Source organism: Mycolicibacterium nivoides (genome assembly GCF_003855255.1).
GTDB classification, from domain to species: Bacteria; Actinomycetota; Actinomycetes; order Mycobacteriales; family Mycobacteriaceae; genus Mycobacterium; species Mycobacterium nivoides.
Genome location: NZ_CP034072.1, coordinates 1,140,589 through 1,159,328, shown reverse-complemented (window position 1 = coordinate 1,159,328; position 18,740 = coordinate 1,140,589). Strand labels below are relative to the sequence as shown.

The following is an 18,740-nucleotide window of genomic DNA, read 5'->3' as shown; positions in this document are numbered from 1 at the left end:
CATGCCACATGGTAACACCGCGCACGAAGTACTCGCCGTTGTGTTCCAGGTTCGCGGGCTCGACACCAAGCAACCCACGCTCAACGTGCTGCTGTGGCAGCGTGCGCTGGATCCGGAGCGGGGCAAATGGTCCCTGCCGGGCGGACGACTGGAGGACGACGAGGATCTGACCAGCTCGGTGCGGCGCCAGCTGGCCGAGAAGGTTGACCTGCGCGAGATCGCCCACCTGGAGCAGCTGGCGGTGTTCTCCGACCCGGTCCGGGTGCCCGGCATGCGGACGATCGCATCCACATTCCTGGGCCTGGTGCCCTCCCCGTCCACCCCGGCCCTGCCGCCGGACACCCGGTGGCATCCGGTCAGCGACCTGCCCCCGATGGCCTTCGACCACGCGCCGATGGTCGAGCACGCACGCACCCGGCTGGTGGCCAAGATGTCTTACACCAATATCGGATTCGCCTTGGCACCAAAAGAATTCGCGCTCTCGACGCTACGGGACATCTACAGCGCCGCACTCGACCACCAAGTCGACGCGACCAACCTGCAGCGGGTTCTGGAACGTCGCAAGGTCATCACCCGCACCGGAACCACCGCCCGATCGGGCCGCAGCGGGGGGCGCCCCGCCGCCCTCTACCGATTCACCGACTCGCGGTACCGCGTCACCGACGAATTCGCTGCTCTACGCCCACCCGGGTGAGTCGACTGGATTCTTAGACCCTTCTTAAGCAAGAATGCCCTGATGGACTTGGGCAGTGCGGCCAGCGTCTCGGGAGCCGAGTGGATCGGTCGGGCACCTCACGAGGACCTCGACCCGGCCGCTCGACCCGTACTCCCCCACAAAGACCCATTCTACGTACCGCCCGCGGGGTTCCAGCACGCCGAACCGGGCACCGTCCTGCGCAGCCGTGATGTCGAACTGGCGTTTCTGGGCCTGATCCCGCAACGGCTGCAGGCCACGCAGCTGCTCTACCGCTCCACCGACCGCAACGGCATCCCTGAGGCCGCCGCCACCACCGTCATCGTCCCGGCCGACGCCGCACCGGACTGTCCGATCGTGTCGTACCAGTGCGCGATCGACGCGATCTCGGCCCGATGCTTCCCGTCCTACGCCCTACGCCACCACGCCAAGGCCACCGGTTCCCTGGCCCAGCTGGAATTCCTGCTGATCTCGGCCGCCCTGGCCGAGGGCTGGGCGGTCTCGGTTCCCGACCATGAGGGCGTCAACGGCATGTGGGGCGCGCCCTACGAGCCGGGCTACCGAGTACTCGACGGCTTGCGCGCGGCCATCAACACCGAACACCTGGCGCTGTCGCCGACAACACGCATCGGCCTGTGGGGATACTCCGGCGGCGGTCTGGCCAGTACCTGGGCTGCCGAAATGGCCGGCAGCTACGCACCCGAGCTCAACATCGTCGGCGCCGTCCTCGGCTCGCCGGTCGGCAATCTCGGAAACACCTTCCGCCGGCTCAACGGCACCGTGTTCTCGGGCCTGCCCGCCCTTGTGGTGGCCGCGCTCGCCGACATTTACCCCAATCTCAATCAGGTCATCGCCGAGCACGCCACGACCGAGGGACGCAAAATCCTCGACCGGTTGCACCGCATGACCACCGTGGAAGCCGTCGTGCGGATGTTCCGGACCGACATGGCCGACCTGGTCGACATGCCGCTGGACGAGATCCTCGACGGGCCCGAGGTCAGCGAGGTGTTCGAGGACACCAAACTCGGTGTGGCCGTGCCGGTTCCGCCCGTGCTGATCGTGCAGGCCGTGCACGACGAGATCATCTCGGTCGGAGACATCGACGAACTCGCCGATACCTATCTGGCCGGCGGCGCCGACGTGACCTATCACCGCGACATGTTCAGCGAGCACCTGCTGCTGCACCCGTTCTCGGCGCCGATGGCGCTGCGCTGGCTGACAGACCGGTTCGCCGATCGCCCACTGACCGCCAACCTGGTGCGGTCCAAGTGGCCGACCCTGCTCAACCCGATCACCTACATGGGCATGGCGCGGCTGGCCGGAATCGCCACCAAGGTCGCCTTGGGACGCACTGTCCGGCGACGCCCGCTCTGATCTGCCGGGAGCTGGCACAATGGGGGTAGATGCGTTACATCCGTCAACCCCCGTCGGTGGCCTTGCGCAACAGCGTCGACCACTTGTGGTGTATTGCGGACGGACCCACGTATTCCGCCGAGCGAATCCTGCCCACCGGCACCACCGAACTCGTCATCAATCTCAGCGCTGACGCCGTCACCATAACGAACCATCAAGGTTCACAACGATTTTCGGGAACCGTGGTCTCGGGCCCCTACGCCCGGCCGTTCGACATCGACGCCAGCGAGCACACCGCCATGGTCGGCGTGCATTTCAAGCCGGGCGGCGTACGCGCAGTCCTCGGAGTATCACCGGACGAGCTACTCGGCGCTCACATCAATCTCGACGCGGTGTGGAACGGCGCGGTTGCCGACCTCCGTTCCGAGGTCTGCGCGGCAAAGTCGATCACACAACGCCTGGCGATCGTCGAACGCGCATTGCTCGCCCGGCTACACGACGACCGCGAACTGACACGTGAAGTGGCCTTTGCCGTGAACACCCTCAGCCTCGGCCGCCAACCGCCGATCGAAAAACTGGCCCGCGAAGTCGGCTTCAGCCACCGCAGGCTGATCCAGCTGTTCACGACCCAGGTCGGAATGCCACCCAAACGGTTTGCCCGCCTGCAGCGGTTCCGGCACGCACACGACGCCGTCTCCGGGGCACTGTCAGCGCCGCATTGGTCCATCTTCGCCACCGAGCACGGATACGCCGACCAGTCACACATGATCCGGGAGTTCCAGGAATTCTCCGGGATGACACCCGCCGAGCAACTACGCCGAAGCGGGTACGTCGCGAAGGACGACCACATCGCGCTTGAGCCATAGGTCAATTTTGTTCAATACATCCGCCGCGGAGGTCGGCAGACTGCGGTCATGTCTGGATCCATCACCTACCGAACCGGCGCAGTCCGCTACCAGGTCACCGACGTCGAACGCGCGGTCGCTTTCTACACCGAGCATCTCGGGTTTGATATCGCCCTCCGTGGCGGACCGGCGTTCGCGTCGGTGGCCAACGGCCATCTCACCCTGTTCTTGAGCGGGCCGGGAAGCTCGGGCGCACGTCAACTGCCTGACGGCACCCCGCAGACACCCGGAGGCAACAACCGATTCGTGCTCGAGGTCGATGACCTCGACGCGGCCATCACAGAGTTGCGCGGTGCCGGCATCGTGTTCCGCAACACGGTGGAGACAGGGCCCGGCGGCAGGCAGATCCAGCTCAGCGATCCCGACGGCAACCCCGTCGAGCTGTTCGAGGCGGCTGCTGTCAAGCCCCAGGTGAACTGATCACCGGCGGAATCACCGGATACGTCGGCGTCTGCACAGGGGGCCAGGCGCCCAGATCATCGCGAACCGTCGAGACCGCGATCAACGCGTAGACCATCGCGGCCATCGCCGCCGGGAACAGGATCGTGCCGGCGATCTGCAGCGGCGTGTGCCCGAAGAAGACCGACGCCGCTTCCACCACATAGTGGACACGGTTGTCCGGTGTGACCGGTGCACCCGCGATATCGAGCGAACCGAACCGCCAATGCGCAAGTGCCGCACCGACACCCGCGGCCACCGCCGTGGCCACCGCACAACCGGCGGACAACGCGGCGACCAGAACCGGCCCGCGGTGCGGGGTCCACTGCCACAGTGCCACCGCCGCCACGACGCCCAGGACGACGAGCAAGCCGACGAATATGAACGCCGAGGTGAAGAAGTGGTCGGATTCGCCGCCCAGGTAGGCGTGCACCCGGTCACCGCTGCGGGTCAACGCCACCACGCCATGCACTCCGGGGGCCAGGAACGCCCACAGCGCACCGACGACGGCACCCGCCACGGCAAGAGCGGCGATGACGATCAGTACCGCCCGCTGACGCGAAACGCGCGGTGCGCCCGGGATATCAGCGGGGGCCGGGTCGACCGACAGCATCTGCTCTTCGCCCGAGAGGCTCATCGGTGCCTTCTGCTCTTCGCCCGAGAGGCTCATCGGTGCCTTCTGCTCTTCGCCCGAGAGGCTCATCGGTGCCTTCTGCTCTTCGCCCGAGAGGCTCATCGCCGCGTATCCAGGTCCGTCGAATCCACCTGCCCATGCCGCGAGCACTTGGCCCACCACCCGGTCGGCCGCACCTGGACGATCATCCGGCGGCCGCACTCGGCACAGAACCGCGGCGGTTCTAGGCCGAGCTGAGCCGCGGTGGGAAGCGCAGCTCCGTTCGCCGCGTCAGCCTGGACCCCGGTGTAGACGTTGTAGAGGCCGGCGCCGACGGGCGCGGGCAGAGCCGGCGTTTCCTCGATCATCACCACCCTGTTCTACAGGCTGGCGTTGAGGGCCTTGATCGGCATCTGCAGATCGTCGAGCAATTCCAGGTCCGACTCGGCCGGGCGACCCAGCGTGGTCAGGTAGTTGCCGACGATGACGGCGTTGATGCCGCCCAGGATGCCCTGCTTGGCGCCGAGGTCACCGAGGGTGATCTCACGGCCACCGGCGAAGCGCAGCATGGTGCGCGGCAGCGCCAGCCGGAACGCGGCCACCGCCTTGAGCGCCTCCGACGCCGGCAGCACCTCGAGATCGCCGAACGGTGTGCCCGGGCGAGGGTTGAGGAAGTTCAGCGGCACCTCGTGCGGGTTCAGCTCGGCCAGGTTGGCGGCGAACTCGGCACGCTGCTCCAGCGTCTCCCCCATGCCCAGGATGCCGCCGCAGCAGACCTCCATACCGGCCTCACGCACCATCTCCAGCGTGCCCCAGCGCTCTTCCCAGGAGTGGGTCGTGACGACATTGGGGAAGAACGACTGCGCCGTCTCCAGATTGTGGTTGTAGCGGTGCACGCCCATTTCCTTGAGGCGGTCCACCTGCTCCTGGGTCAGCATGCCCAGCGAGCACGCGATCTGGATGTCGACCTCGTTGCGGATCGCCTCGATACCAGCGGCCACCTGGGCCAGCAGCCGCTCGTCGGGGCCACGCACCGCAGCCACGATGCAGAACTCGGTGGCACCGGTCTTGGCGGTCTGCTTGGCGGCCTCGACAAGGCTCGGGATGTCGAGCCAGGCGCTGCGCACCGGGGAGGCGAACAGGCCCGACTGTGAACAGAAGTGGCAGTCCTCCGGGCAGCCGCCGGTCTTGAGGCTGATGATGCCCTCGACCTCGACCTCGGGACCGCACCACTTCATCCGGACCTCGTGGGCCAGGGCCAGCAGCTCCTCGAGCTGGTCGTCGGGAAGCTGCAGCACCTGCAGCGTCTGATCCCGGTCGAGGCCGACGCCACGCTCCAGAACCTGCTCGCGAGCCATGCCCAGTACGTCTACGGCTGCCTGCGTCACCGAAAGTCCTCCTGTGGATCGTCTGCCTGTCGGGCCGACGGTTGAACACATCGATCGAGCCCGACAACTGAACACGTCGGCGGTGCCGACGATTGAACACGTCGGCGGTGCCGACAATTGAACACCGTTCAGGCTAGGGTAACGGTGTGCAACTCCACAAACCCGACGTGGTGGATGCGGCGACGGCCATCCTGGACAACTACGGCATCGCCGACCTGACGATGCGGCGCCTGGCCCGTGAGCTCAATGTCAGCCCGGGCGCGCTGTACTGGCACTTCGCCAACAAACAGGAACTGCTCGGCGCCGTCGCCGACCGCATCCTGCAGCCCGCCCGCACCGAGGGCACCGCGACAGCCTGGCCGGGCCGAATCCACCAGACCTGTGTGGCGTTGCGTGATGCACTGCTGTCGCACACCGACGGTGCCGAGCTGGTCTCGTCCAGTTTTGCCGCCGGGCAATCCCAGATCGTCGGCGAAATCGTGGCGCAGCTCGCCGATGCCGCGAAGCAGGCCGGCGTGACGTCGCCGGATGACGAGTTGGCCGCCCGCACGGTGCTCTATTACGTGCTGGGCTTCACCGCCGACGAACAGTCCCGGCTGCAGTGGGATGCGGCTGGAGCACTGGCGGATGAGCAGTCGGTGCTCAACCGCGACACCTCGCGGCAATTCGCCTTCGGCCTGCAATTGCTCGTCGACGGCTTGGCCGTGCGGGGCGCCAGCACGCTCAGCTCCGGACGCGGCATCTCGCAACACAGCCAGGGCTGATCGCCGGCCGATCAGCCGATCGGGTGTTCGAGGCGCTTGTCGCCGTCCCAATGCCGTAGCCCCGTCACCTGGCCGACGATCTCTGAGGGGCGTCCGGCGATCCGCACGGCAGTGGCCAACCTGGCCGGAGCCACCCGTCGGGCCAGCGTCACGTGCGGGGTCCAGTTCGCCGGTTCCGCGTGCGGCATCGGGGCCGGGTCCGTGAACGGCAGGCACAGTCGGTACGTATCGGCCTGGACGGCCAGCAGCTCGTCGGTCGGCACCAGCAGCCGCGCCAGCACTCCGGCCGAACGCCCGAAGATCAGGGTCGCACCGAGCCGGCACGGCAGCGGGAATCGGTCCACGAGCTCGGTCAGCACGGCGTCGGCCTCGGGGTCGATGCGCTGGGCGACAGTCAGCGTCGCGTGCGGCCGGCTGGCAGGGGCCTGGCTGGGAATGTCTTTGTCACGCAGCGCGTCCCATATGCCACGGATCGCGACCTCGGTGTCCGGGTCGAAGACCAGCTCGACGGAGTGCACCATCTCAGATCAGGCCGATCAGCCAGTCCCGGTCGAAGGCATCGGCGCAGATCTTCTCGAACTCCGTGGCACTCGCACCGCCCGCCCCCGCGGGCAGCACGGCCCGAAGCGGCGCCAGTTGCGCCAGCGCCTCCCGGTTGCCCGACTCCGTGACACCGGGGTTCTCCGGCCATGCACCGATCACCAGACCGGCACATGGAATCCCCTGCCCGGCAAGAGATTCCAAAGTCAACGCGGTGTGATTCAGAGTCCCCAGCCCCGGAGCCACCACCACCAGGACAGCGGCGGCCAGATCAGCTGCCAGATCACGCACCGTGACACCGTCGTCGCCCAATTCGACGAGGAGTCCACCGGCACCCTCGACCAGGGTCAGCCCGCCGGGAATCTCGGCGCCTCGCACCGCGTCCACCAACTCCGCGCGGGTCGGCAGCCCACACCCGGCCCGGTGCGCGGCCGCGACCGGGGCCAGCGGCTCCGGATAACGCCATCCCCCATGCAGGTTGCCCACCCCGGACAACCGGTTCACCTCAGCGAGGTCGTTGTCGCCGTCGACGGTTCCGGTCTGCACCGGCTTGCACACCGCGACATCGAGGCCGGCCATGCGGGCCGCACACGCCAGCGCGGCGGTCGTCACTGTCTTCCCGACGCCGGTGTCGGTACCCGTGACGACCAGCGTGCTCACAACCGGGCCTTCGACAGCACCTCGGTCAACACCTGGCGGGCCAGGTCCATCTCGTCGGCGGTCAGCGAGGCCCGTGCGGTCAAGCGCAGCCGCGAGGTGCCCTCGGGCACCGTCGGAGGACGGAAGCACCCCACCCGCACCCCACGGTCCAGGCACGCGGCGGCCGCGGCCACGGCCACCTCGGGCTCACCGAGGATCACCGAGACGACCGCGGAGTCCGGCACCGCGGTGTCCCCGGAAATCCGGGCGAGTGCGGCGGCATGGTCCAACACGGCTTGAGCTCGCTGAGGTTCGGCGGTCAGCACCCGCAGTGCGGCCCACGCGGCGCCGACGGCCGCCGGCGCCAGGCCGGTGTCGAAGATGAACGGACGGGCCGCGTCGATGAGATGGGCACGGATCGCCTCCGGGCCGAGCACCACGCCGCCCTGGCTGCCCAGCGCCTTCGACAGGGTCGTCGTCATGACCACGTCCGGCGCCCCGGCCAGGCCGGTCTCGTACAGCAGACCCTGTCCACCCGGGCCACGCACACCCAGCCCATGCGCCTCGTCGACGAGCAGGAGCGCGCCGTGGCGGCGACAGACCGCATGCAGCTCACGCAACGGCGCCAGCGCTCCGTCGGTGCTGAACACGGACTCGGTCAGGACCACCGCGCGTTCCTCGGTGCGCGCCGACAGCGCCGCATCGACCGCGTCGACGTCGCGATGTGGGGTGACGCTCACCCGGGCGCGCGACAACCGGCAGGCGTCGACGAGCGACGCGTGCGTGAGAGCGTCGGAGACCAGCAGCGAGCCGGGACCGGACAATGCGACGACGGCACCAAGGTTGGCGGTGTAACCCGAGGAGAAGACCAGCGCCGACTCGGCGCCGACGAACGTCGCCAGGGCGGTCTCGAACCCTTCGTGCAACTCGGTGTTGCCCGTGACCAAGCGTGATCCACCGGCACCCGCGCCCCAGGTCCGCAGCGCCTCGACGCCACCGTCGAGCACCTCCGGGTGCTGCGACAGCCCCAGGTAGTCGTTGGAGGCCAGGTCCAGCTCGGTGGCCACAGCAGGGCGAGTGCGCAGTTCACGGCGCAGTCCGGCCTGCCTGCGCTGCTGCTCGACGTCTGCGAGCCAGGCCAGCGGTGAAAGATCCGTGCGGGTCACGTGGGTGCTCCTTTGTGCCGACCGAGCATTGAACACCGTTCAGGTTAGTGCACGAGCCACGCCGACCATGCCTGCGGTGATCTGTTCCACCTCCGCACACGTGCAGATGAAGGGCGGCATGGCATAGATCAATTTGCCGAACGGGCGCAGCCAGAGCCCGTGGCGCAGGGCCGCCAACGTGGCCACCCGCATGTCCACCGGCTCGCGCATCTCGATTACACCGATGGCGCCGAGCACGCGGACATCGGCGACGCCCGGCAACGTGCGGGCCGGCTCGAGTCCTTCCCGCAGCCCGGCCTCGATCTCGGTCACCTGCGCCCGCCAGTCACCGCCGATCAGCAGTTCCACCGCAGCGACGCCGACGGCGCAGGCCAGCGCGTTGGCCATGAACGTCGGTCCGTGCATGAGGGCGCCCGGTGCCCCCGCGCTGATCGTCCGTGCGATCTCCCCGGTGCACAGCGTGGCGGCCAGGGTGATGTAGCCGCCGGTCAGCGCCTTGCCCACGCACATGATGTCCGGGCTGACCCCGGCATGTTCGGCGGCGAACAGCTTTCCGGTGCGGCCGAATCCCGTGGCGATCTCGTCGAAGATCAGCAGTACATCGTGGCGATCGCAGATCACGCGCAGGTCGGCCAAGTACCGGGGATCGTGAAAACGCATACCCCCGGCGCCCTGCACGACGGGTTCGACGATCACCGCGGCGAGCTCGTGGGCGTGTTCGGCCAGCTGCCGCTCGAATGCCTCGCTGTAGGCCGGTTGATAGTCGGCGGGCACGGGCGGGGCGAAAATCTGGGGCACCAGGACTGAGTTTTCCCCGGACCACAGCTCGTGCATGCCGCCGTCCGGATCACACACGCTCATCGGGGTGAACGTGTCGCCGTGGTAGCCGCCGCGCCAGGTCATCAGGCGGTGTTTGGACCCTCTGCCCAGGCTGCGCCAGTACTGCAGCGCCATTTTGACGGCCACCTCGACGGACACCGACCCGGAATCGCTGAAGAACACGGTCTCCAGGCCCTCGGGGGTGAGCTCGACCAGCAGCTGCGCCAGCCGTGCGGCCGGTTCGTGGGTCAGGCCGCCGAACATGACGTGGTTCATGGTGGCGAGCTGGTCACTGATCGCACGGTCCAGTACCGGGTGCCCGTGTCCGTGCACGGCGGTCCACCAGGACGCCATCGCATCGATCACCTCGATCGGTGCGCCGTCAGTAGGGTCAATCACAGTCAGCCACGCGCCTTTGGCACCGACCGCCACCACCGGCGGAAGCGCCGCCGAGCCCATGGCACTGTAGGGATGCCAGATGTGGGCGGCGTCGATGGCATTGATCTGCGCTGGTGTCAGCTCAGCCACAGTCGGGCAGCCTAGCCCTTTGCTCACAGACTGTGACGCACCCATCCGAAATGTGAGCGGCAGGCCGATGTTAGGTAAATTGGCCTCGACCATGAAAACCCTTGACGCCCCCCGGACGGAGCCCGGCACCGAATCCGGTTCCGTTCCACGCGCAGTCATGGGTACCCGTGCATCGGGTTTCTACCGCCACGATCTGGACGGACTGCGCGGCATCGCCATCGCCCTCGTGGCGATGTTCCACATTTGGTTCGGCCGGGTTTCCGGTGGTGTCGACGTTTTCCTGGCGCTGTCCGGATTCTTCTTCGGCGGCAAGATCCTGCGGATCGCACTCAATCCGGATGCGCCGCTGTGGCCGCTTCCCGAAGTGGTCCGGTTGATTCGGCGCCTGCTTCCCGCGCTGGTGGTGGTGCTTGCCGCAGCCGCCGTGCTGACGATCCTGGTGCAGCCCGAGACCCGCTGGGAAACGTTTGCTGACCAAAGCCTGGCAAGCCTGGGCTACTACCAGAACTGGGAGTTGGCCAACACTGCCGCGGACTACCTTCGCGCCGGTGAGGCGGTCAGCCCGCTCCAACACATCTGGTCGATGTCCGTCCAGGGGCAGTTCTACCTGGCCTTCCTGTTACTGGTCTTCGGGTTCGCTTTCATGGGCCGCCGGCTGTTCGGCCGCCATCTGCGCACCGCGTTCATCGTTTTACTGAGCGCGCTGACCATCGCGTCTTTCGTGTACGCGATCATCGCCCACAACAACGATCAGGCCACCGCCTACTACAACAGCTTTGCCCGCGGCTGGGAGCTGCTCGTCGGCGCGCTCGCCGGGGCGTTGGTGCCGGCGGTGCGGTGGCCGATGTGGTTGCGCACCGTCCTGGCGACCGTCTCGCTGGCCGCGATCCTGACGTGTGGCTGGTGGATCGACGGCGTCAAGGAGTTTCCCGGGCCGTGGACCCTGGTTCCGGTCGGCGCCACCGTCATCTTCATCCTGACCGCTGCCAACCGGACCGACGATCCGAGAGCGGGCCAGCGGTTGCCCGCACCCAACCGGATGCTGGCGACAAAGCCGTTCGTGTCGCTGGGCTCGATGGCCTACTCGCTCTACCTCTGGCACTGGCCGTTGCTGATCTTCTGGCTGTCCTACTCGGGCCATGCCCACGCCAACTTCCTCGAGGGCACGATCGTGCTGCTCGTGTCGGGCGTTCTGGCCTGGCTCACCACGCGCTATATCGAGGAGCCACTGCGCTCGCAGAAGGCCAAGGCCGCCACCGCGGCACCTGCCCTTCCGCTACGGGTCCGTCTGCGCCGGCCCACCATCGTTGTCGGCTCGATCGTCGGCCTTCTCGGTGTCGCCTTGACCGCCACTTCCTTCACCTGGCGTGAGCATGTCACCGTGCAGCGCGCCAACGGCAAGGAACTGTCGGGGCTGTCGGCCCGCGACTATCCCGGAGCACGCGCCCTGATCGACCACGCGCGGGTACCCAAACTGCCCATGCGCCCCACGGTGCTCGAGGCGAAGGACGATCTGCCGGCGTCCACGACGGACGGCTGTATCAGCGATTTCGGCAACACCGACATCATCAACTGCACCTACGGCGACAAAGACTCCCCGCGCACCGTCGCGGTGGCAGGCGGGTCGCATGCCGAGCACTGGATCACCGCCCTGGACCTGCTGGGCCGCCTGCACAACTTCAAGGTCGTCACCTACCTCAAGATGGGTTGTCCTCTCACCACGGAGGAAACGCCGCTGGTGATGGGCGATAACCGCCCGTATCCGAAATGCCATGAGTGGAACGAAAAGGTGATGGCCCGGCTCATCGCCGATCGGCCCGACTATGTGTTCACCACGTCCACCCGGCCGTGGAACATCAAGCCAGGTGACGTGATGCCGGGCACCTATATCGGAATCTGGGAAACTCTCTCGCAGAACAACATTCCGGTTTTGGCGATGCGCGATACCCCGTGGCTGACCCGAAACGGCCAGCCGTACTTCCCCTACGACTGCCTGGCCAACGGCGGCGACTCCATCTCCTGCGGCATAGAGCGGTCCAAGGTACTCTCCGACCACAACCCCACGCTGGATTTCGTCGGAAGGTTTCCTCTGCTCAAGCCACTCGACATGAGCGATGCGGTGTGCCGTAAGGACTATTGCCGCGTGGTGGAGGGAAATGTGTTGATGTACCACGATTCCCACCACATCTCCACGACGTACATGCGCACGATGACGGGTGAACTGGGCCGCCAGATGGCGGCGGCCACCGGTTGGTGGTGAACCCATGCCACCGTCTTCTCCAGTGCCGTCATCTCCAGTACCCACGCCGATGTCGACCGTCTGGCCCGGCGAGGCCTACCCGCTCGGCGCGACCTACGACGGTGCGGGCACCAACTTCTCGCTGTTCTCGGAAGTCGCCGAACGCGTCGAGCTGTGTCTGATCGCCAAGGACGGGACCGAGCACCGGATCAATCTCGAAGAGGTCGACGGTTACGTCTGGCACGCCTACCTGCCGACTGTCACGCCTGGGCAGCGGTACGGGTACCGGGTGTACGGCCCGTGGGATCCCGGCGCCGGACATCGGTGCGACCCCAGCAAGCTGCTGCTGGACCCGTACGGCAAGTCGTTCCACGGCGACTTCGATTTCAGCCAGGCCCTGTTCTCCTACGACCTGACGGCCGAACCTCCCGGCACCGGAAACCCGCCGCAGGTCGACTCCCTGGGCCACACCATGACCAGCGTGGTGATCAACCCGTTCTTCCAATGGGGCTCGGACCGCTCACCCAAGACCCCGTATCACGACACGGTCATCTACGAGGCACATGTCAAGGGAATGACCCAGACTCACCCGGGCATCCCGGAGGAACTCCGGGGCACCTATGCGGGGCTGAGCCACCCGGTGGTCATCGAGTACCTCCAGTCGCTGAACATCACCGCGATCGAGCTGATGCCGGTGCACCAGTTCATGCACGACCATCGGCTGCTGGACCTCGGGTTGCGGAACTACTGGGGCTACAACACAGTCGGTTTCTTCGCCCCGCACTTCCAATATGCGGCCACCAGGCACGCCGGCGGCGCCGTGGCCGAGTTCAAGACCATGGTCAAGGCGTTTCACGATGCCGGTATCGAGGTCATCCTCGATGTGGTCTACAACCACACCGCCGAAGGAAACCACCTCGGTCCCACCATCAACTTCCGCGGGATCGACAACGCCGCGTACTACCGGCTCCTCGACGGGCAGCTCGAGTACTACAAGGATTTCACCGGGACCGGCAACAGCCTCAATGCCCGGCACCCGCACACGCTGCAACTGATCATGGACTCTCTGCGGTACTGGGTACTGGAGATGCACGTCGACGGCTTCCGATTCGACCTGGCATCAACGCTGGCCCGCGAGTTCTATGACGTGGACCGGCTTTCGGCGTTCTTCGACCTGGTCCAGCAGGACCCGGTGGTCAGCCAGGTGAAACTGATCGCCGAACCGTGGGACGTCGGCGAGGGCGGCTACCAGGTCGGCAACTTCCCCGGCTTGTGGACCGAGTGGAACGGCAAGTACCGCGACACGGTGCGTGATTACTGGCGCGGCGAACCCTCGACGCTCGGCGAGTTCGCGTCCCGGCTCACCGGCTCCTCAGACCTCTACGAGGCCACCGGCCGCCGGCCCGGCGCCAGCATCAACTTCGTCACCTGCCACGACGGATTCACCCTCAACGATCTGGTGTCCTACAACGAGAAGCACAACGAGGCCAACGGTGAGGACAACCGCGACGGCGAGAGCCACAACCGCTCGTGGAACTGCGGCGTCGAGGGCCCGACCGACGACCCGGAGGTCCTGGCCCTGCGCGCCAAGCAGATGCGCAACATCATGGGGACACTGATGCTGTCCCAGGGCACCCCGATGATCGCCCACGGCGATGAGATCGGTCGGACCCAGTCGGGCAACAACAACGTGTACTGCCAGGACTCCGAGCTGTCCTGGATGGACTGGTCACGGCTCGAGAGCAACGCCGACCACCTGGAGTTCACCCGCAAGGTGCTGGCATTCCGCAAGCGCCATCCCGCGTTTCGGCGTCGCCGGTTCTTCGAGGGCAAGCCCATCCGCAGCGGTGACCAGGTTCGGGACATCGCGTGGCTCACCCCGGCGGGAACCGAGATGACCCCCGAGGACTGGGGCACCGGGTTGGGCACCTGTGTCGCGGTGTTCCTCAACGGCGATTCCATCCCGGCCCCCAACGCGCGAGGTGAACGCGTCGTCGACGACACGTTCCTGTTGTGCTTCAACGCCAACGACCACGAGCAGGACTTCGTCACCCCGAACGGCGATTACGCCGCCGAATGGACCGGCGACCTCGACACCTCCAGTCCGACAGGCGATTCCGGTCTCGTGGTGGCCGCGGGTGAGAAGATCTCACTACAGGCCCGCTCGCTGCTCGTGCTGCGCAAGACGGCCTGATATGCCCAGCCCCATCCTGTCCACGTATCGGCTCCAGATGCGCGGCGACTGCTGCACATTCGATGACGCGGTGAATCTCCTGGACTATCTCGACCGGCTGGGAGTCTCACATCTCTACCTGTCGCCGATCCTGACCGCCGCGCACGGATCCACACACGGCTACGACGTGACCGATCCCACCACGGTATCGGCCTCCCTCGGCGGCAGGGAGGGACTGCGCAGATTGTCAGAGGCTGCCCGATCCCGCGGCATGGGCCTGATCGTGGACATCGTGCCCAACCACGTCGGCGTCGCCCACCCCGAGCAGAACCCGTGGTGGTGGGATCTGCTGCGGCATGGCCGCGCCTCGGCCTACGCGGACTACTTCGACATCGATTGGGATCTCGACAGCGGGCGGATCGTGTTGCCGGTCCTGGGTTCCGACGACGACGTCGCCGACCTGGTGCTCGACGGCGACGTGCTGAGACTGGGCGACCTGGTGTTCCCGGTGGCGCCCGGAACCGGCTCGGGCACCGGCAGCGAGGTCCATGACCGCCAGCACTACCGGCTGAGGGGTTGGCGCACCGGGATCTGCGGCTACCGTCGCTTCTTCTCGATCACGTCCCTGGCGGCGCTGCGCCAGGAGGACCGCACCGTCTTCGACGCGAGCCACGTGGAGGTCAAGCGCTGGTTCGAGGAGGGCCTGGTGGACGGCCTGCGGATCGACCATCCGGACGGATTGTCCGACCCCGCGGGCTATCTGGGGTGGTTGCGCGAACTCACCGGTCCCGAAGCCTGGATCGTGGTCGAGAAGATCCTGGCGGCCGACGAGAGCCTCGATGCGTCACTGCCCGTCGACGGCACCACCGGCTACGACGCGCTGCGCGAGGTCGGTGGACTGTTCATCGCCCCGTCAGGGGAAAGCCCACTCACCGCGGTGAGTGGGCGCCCGGATCCTGACGCCGAACGCACGCTCAAGACCGCGGCGGTCACCGACACCCTGTCCAGCGAACTGAGCCGGCTGTGCCGGGCCATCGCGACGGTGACCGCGAGGCAGGACCCGCAGCTGCCGGCGGCCGTGGCAGCACTCATCAGCAGGATCGGCGTCTACCGCAGTGACTATCCGTCGCTCGGCGCGATCGTTCCGGTGGCCATGCAGGAGACATCCTGGGCCGCAATGGAACTGACCGACACGCTGTCCACCGTCGCGACGGCCCTTTCCACCAGCGACGAGGTGGTGTCCCGGTTCAACCAACTGTGTGGTGCGGCGACGGCCAAGGCTGTCGAGGACTGCCTGTTCTACCGCGACGCCCGCCTGGTGTCGCTCAACGAGGTCGGCGGTGCACCAGAGTTGTTCGGGGTGTCGGCAGCCGAGTTCCACCAGCGGACGACCACGCGGATGCGCGCCCGGCCGACGGCGATGACCACGTTGTCGACCCACGACACCAAGCGCGGAGAGGACGTCCGCGCCCGGATCGGGCTGCTGTCCCAGGTCCCCGAGACGTGGGCCGATTCGGTCGAGCGGTGGTCGGCATCGTCCACTCCCCCGGAGCGGGAGACCGCACTGTTCTTGTGGCAGAACATTTTCGGCGTCTGGCCGGTGGACGGAGCCGTCACCGACGAGCTTCGTGCCCGGTTGCACGCCTACGCCGAGAAGGCGATCCGGGAAGCCGCCACCCGAACCTCCTGGCATGACCCGTGCGTGGACTTCGAGAACGAGGTGCACGGTTGGCTGGACCGGGTCCTCGACGGTCCGGTCGCAGCCGAACTGACGGCGCTGGTGGGTCGGCTCGAGGCGCACGCCCGGAACGACAGCCTGGGCCAGAAACTCATCCAGCTGACCGCGCCCGGCATACCCGACGTCTACCAGGGCACCGAAACGACCGAGGACAGTCTGGTCGATCCGGACAACCGTCGCCCCGTCGACTATGCGGCGCTGCGTGACGCGTTGGAGCGCGGGGACGATGACAAGCTGCGGGTGACCACGGCTGCGCTGACACTGCGCCGCGCGCGGCCGGCGACCTTCCGGGCCGGCGGCTACACGCCGCTGCCCGCCACCGGTACCGCCGCGGCACACCTGGTGTCGTTTCTGCGCGGTCAGGATGTCGTGGTGGCGGCATGCCGGTGGACCGTGGCACTGGCCGAAACCGGCTGGGCCGACACGGTATTGCCCTTACCCGCCGGCCGGTGGCTGGATCGGCTCAGTGGCCGGCAGTGGGCCGGGCGGGTGCCGCTGACCGACCTGCTCGCCGATTCGCCGGTGGCCTTGCTGGAGCGCACGGATGACTGAATTCACCGTGTGGGCGCCGAAGCCCGACCGCGTGCGGGTCGACGTGGACGGAGCGCTGCACGAGATGACGCGCACCGCCGACGGCTGGTGGCGGGCCGAGGTCAGCTGCCGCGCCGACGCCCGGTATGGGTTCGTTCTCGACGAGGACGCCACGGTACTGCCGGATCCTCGCTCAGCGCGTCAGCCCGACGGCGTGCATGAACGCTCACAGCTGTGGCAGCCCGCACCGGACGCCTGGACCGACGCCGGGTGGGCGGGCCGGTCCATCTGCGGCGGGGTGATCTACGAACTTCACACCGGAACCTTCACTCCCGATGGCACATTCGACGCCGCCATCGAGAAGCTCGACCACCTGGTGGATCTCGGCGTCGATTTCGTCGAGTTGATGCCGGTCAACGCGTTCAACGGCACCTACGGCTGGGGCTATGACGGGGTGCTCTGGTACGCGGTGCACGAATCCTACGGCGGACCGGACGGCCTCATCCGGCTGATCGACGCCTGCCACGCGCGTGGACTCGGCGTGCTGATCGACGCGGTGTTCAACCATCTCGGCCCGTCGGGCAACTATCTGCCGCGGTTCGGTCCATACCTGTCCGCCGGCAGCAATCCGTGGGGCAGTTCGATCAACCTGTCCGATGCCGACGCCGACGAAGTTCGCACCTACATCATCGACTGTGCGCTGCGCTGGATGCGCGACTTCCACGCCGACGGTCTGCGTCTGGATGCGGTGCATGCGCTGGTGGACACCACCGCGATCCATCTGCTCGAGGAACTGGCGGCCGAGACCGACGCCCTTGCCGAAGAACTCGGCCGTCCTCTCTCGTTGATCGCCGAAAGCGACCTGAACGACCCCCGGCTGATCACGCCGCGCGACCGTGGCGGCTTCGGCCTGACTGCACAGTGGGACGACGACGTCCACCACGCCATCCATACCGCGGTGTCGGGTGAACGGCAGGGCTACTACGCCGATTTCGGATCGCTGGCCACCCTGGCACAGACGCTCAAGCACGGATATTTCCACGCGGGCACATACTCGTCGTTCCGTCATCGCAGACACGGCCGTCCATTGGACACCGCCACCATTCCGGGCACGCGGCTGCTGGCCTACACCGTTACCCACGACCAGGTCGGCAACCGCGCCGTCGGCGACCGGCCGTCGCAGCTCCTGACATTCGGCCAGCTGGCCGTGAAGGCGGCGCTTGCGCTCGGATCCCCCTATACGGCAATGCTTTTCATGGGCGAGGAGTGGGGTTCCTCCTCACCGTTCCAGTTCTTCAGTTCGCATCCCGAGCCGGAATTGGCCCGCGCTACCGCCGAGGGTCGTAAGGCCGAATTCGCCGAGCACGGCTGGGATGCCGACGAGATCCCAGATCCGCAGGACCCGGAGACATTCCTGCGGTCCAAACTGAACTGGAGCGAGGTCTCCGACGGCGATCACGATCGGCTGCACAGGACCTATCGGGAGCTGATCGCGTTGCGGCGCACCGAGCCCGACCTCGCCGATCCGTGGCTGGATCACATGTCGATCGACTTCGACGAGCAGCAGCGGTGGATCGTTCTGCACCGTGGCGCCCTGTCGATCGCCTGCAACCTCGGTTCCGACGCCGTGTCCGTGCCGGTGACGGGCGAACTGGTCGCGGCGTGGGAAGACCCCGACATCGCTTCCGGCGCCACGGTATTGGCCGGTCACTCGTTCGCAATCCTGCGCACCGAGCGCGTTCAGTAGTCCTTCCGCACGGACGTGCTGTCCGGATCCGCCGGGGCACCGCGGGAATCCGTGGGGCGCAATTCCGCGAGCGCCAGACCCCGTTCGTCGACGAGCACCGAGCGAGCCTCGTCAGCCTCGAACGCGTGCCGCTCACCCCACTGGCGCAGCGCCACCACGACGGTGAAGAGGTCACGACCGGCCTGCGTGAGCGTGTACACCTGCCGCCGTCCTGATGCGGCCACCTCCCGATCGAGGATGCCGCGCTCGACGAGACGGCGCAGCCGATCGGTGAGGATATTGCGCGCGATGCCGGTGCGCTGCTGAAAGTCGGTGAACGCCCGCGCGCCGTCCATGGCGTCGCGGACGATGAGCAGACTCCAACGGTCCCCGACGAGGTCGAGAGTGCGCGCCACCGGGCAGGTGGGATCGGTCCAGGTCACGTCATCGCTGTGCGGCACCGGCTCGGCCATCACACCCCCTGAA

At 67.2% G+C, this 18,740-nt stretch carries 17 protein-coding genes; 9 read left to right on the top strand and 8 right to left on the bottom strand.

Translation table 11 applies throughout. From position 1 onward, the window contains the following. Position 1 precedes the first annotated feature (1 nt). The 4 genes from EH231_RS05600 to EH231_RS05585 are packed head-to-tail and all read left to right on the top strand — an operon-like array spanning position 2 to position 3,372. A complete protein-coding gene (locus EH231_RS05600) occupies positions 2-694 on the top strand; it encodes an NUDIX hydrolase (protein WP_090425799.1) in 693 nt (230 codons plus the stop codon). A gap of 42 nt (positions 695-736) precedes the next feature. Continuing rightward, the gene (locus EH231_RS05595) at positions 737-2,068 is read left to right on the top strand and encodes a lipase family protein (RefSeq protein WP_124712035.1); all 1,332 of its coding nucleotides are present in this window, start codon (positions 737-739) and stop codon (positions 2,066-2,068) included. 29 nt (positions 2,069-2,097) lie between these two features. Continuing rightward, entirely contained in the window at positions 2,098-2,913 is an 816-nt protein-coding gene (locus EH231_RS05590) for a helix-turn-helix transcriptional regulator (protein ID WP_090425793.1), read from the top strand. A 48-nt stretch (positions 2,914-2,961) separates the two neighbouring features. Next, on the top strand, positions 2,962-3,372 hold the full coding sequence (locus tag EH231_RS05585) for a VOC family protein (protein ID WP_090425791.1): 411 nt from the start codon (positions 2,962-2,964) through the stop codon (positions 3,370-3,372). On the opposite strand, the gene EH231_RS05580 is transcribed toward EH231_RS05585, so the two are convergent. The 3 genes from EH231_RS05580 to bioB form a co-directional block, all read right to left on the bottom strand. Beyond that, positions 3,353-4,060, bottom strand: coding sequence for a DUF2567 domain-containing protein (locus EH231_RS05580; RefSeq protein ID WP_090425788.1), 708 nt, complete (start codon positions 4,058-4,060; stop codon positions 3,353-3,355). The genes EH231_RS05585 and EH231_RS05580 overlap by 20 nt on opposite strands. A 62-nt stretch (positions 4,061-4,122) precedes the next feature. Then, positions 4,123-4,371, bottom strand: coding sequence for a biotin synthase auxiliary protein BsaP (gene bsaP, locus EH231_RS33755; RefSeq protein ID WP_164480783.1), 249 nt, complete (start codon positions 4,369-4,371; stop codon positions 4,123-4,125). A 12-nt stretch (positions 4,372-4,383) separates the two neighbouring features. Then, entirely contained in the window at positions 4,384-5,361 is a 978-nt protein-coding gene (bioB, locus tag EH231_RS05570; RefSeq protein ID WP_044518412.1) for a biotin synthase BioB, read from the bottom strand. 176 nt (positions 5,362-5,537) lie between these two features. On the opposite strand from bioB, the gene EH231_RS05565 reads away from it, so the two are divergent. After that, positions 5,538-6,155, top strand: coding sequence for a TetR family transcriptional regulator (locus EH231_RS05565; RefSeq protein ID WP_090425779.1), 618 nt, complete (start codon positions 5,538-5,540; stop codon positions 6,153-6,155). Between the two features lie 11 nt (positions 6,156-6,166). Here EH231_RS05565 and EH231_RS05560 read toward each other — a convergent pair whose 3' ends face one another. From EH231_RS05560 to EH231_RS05545, 4 genes are read right to left on the bottom strand one after another with little or no spacing between them, the layout of a single operon-like run. Then, the gene (locus EH231_RS05560) at positions 6,167-6,676 is read right to left on the bottom strand and encodes a 2'-5' RNA ligase family protein (RefSeq protein WP_090425776.1); all 510 of its coding nucleotides are present in this window, start codon (positions 6,674-6,676) and stop codon (positions 6,167-6,169) included. Position 6,677: 1 nt separating this feature from the next. Next, positions 6,678-7,355 carry a dethiobiotin synthase gene (bioD, locus tag EH231_RS05555; protein WP_090425773.1) on the bottom strand — a complete coding sequence of 226 codons (678 nt, stop codon included), beginning with the start codon at positions 7,353-7,355 and terminating at the stop codon, positions 6,678-6,680. Further along, entirely contained in the window at positions 7,352-8,500 is a 1,149-nt protein-coding gene (locus EH231_RS05550) for an 8-amino-7-oxononanoate synthase (RefSeq protein ID WP_124712034.1), read from the bottom strand. The genes bioD and EH231_RS05550 overlap by 4 nt, the downstream gene beginning before the upstream one ends. A 39-nt stretch (positions 8,501-8,539) precedes the next feature. Further along, on the bottom strand, positions 8,540-9,847 hold the full coding sequence (locus EH231_RS05545) for an adenosylmethionine--8-amino-7-oxononanoate transaminase (RefSeq protein WP_124712033.1): 1,308 nt from the start codon (positions 9,845-9,847) through the stop codon (positions 8,540-8,542). A gap of 91 nt (positions 9,848-9,938) precedes the next feature. Here EH231_RS05545 and EH231_RS05540 point away from each other — a divergent pair, with 91 nt between their 5' ends. Genes EH231_RS05540 through treZ form a run of 4 tightly spaced genes read left to right on the top strand, consistent with a single transcriptional unit; the run spans position 9,939 to position 18,275 of the window. Further along, positions 9,939-12,107 (top strand): acetyltransferase SucT, encoded by a 2,169-nt coding sequence (locus EH231_RS05540; RefSeq protein ID WP_124712032.1) that lies wholly within the window; start codon positions 9,939-9,941, stop codon positions 12,105-12,107. Positions 12,108-12,156: 49 nt separating this feature from the next. Further along, the gene (gene glgX, locus EH231_RS05535) at positions 12,157-14,280 is read left to right on the top strand and encodes a glycogen debranching protein GlgX (protein ID WP_409542677.1); all 2,124 of its coding nucleotides are present in this window, start codon (positions 12,157-12,159) and stop codon (positions 14,278-14,280) included. A gap of 1 nt (position 14,281) precedes the next feature. Then, positions 14,282-16,549 carry a malto-oligosyltrehalose synthase gene (treY, locus tag EH231_RS05530; protein WP_124712031.1) on the top strand — a complete coding sequence of 756 codons (2,268 nt, stop codon included), beginning with the start codon at positions 14,282-14,284 and terminating at the stop codon, positions 16,547-16,549. Beyond that, entirely contained in the window at positions 16,542-18,275 is a 1,734-nt protein-coding gene (gene treZ, locus EH231_RS05525; RefSeq protein WP_124712030.1) for a malto-oligosyltrehalose trehalohydrolase, read from the top strand. The genes treY and treZ overlap by 8 nt, the downstream gene beginning before the upstream one ends. Here treZ and EH231_RS05520 read toward each other — a convergent pair. Then, entirely contained in the window at positions 18,269-18,727 is a 459-nt protein-coding gene (locus EH231_RS05520) for a winged helix-turn-helix transcriptional regulator (RefSeq protein ID WP_090425754.1), read from the bottom strand. The two genes, treZ and EH231_RS05520, sit on opposite strands and share 7 nt — an antisense overlap. Positions 18,728-18,740: the final 13 nt, after the last annotated feature.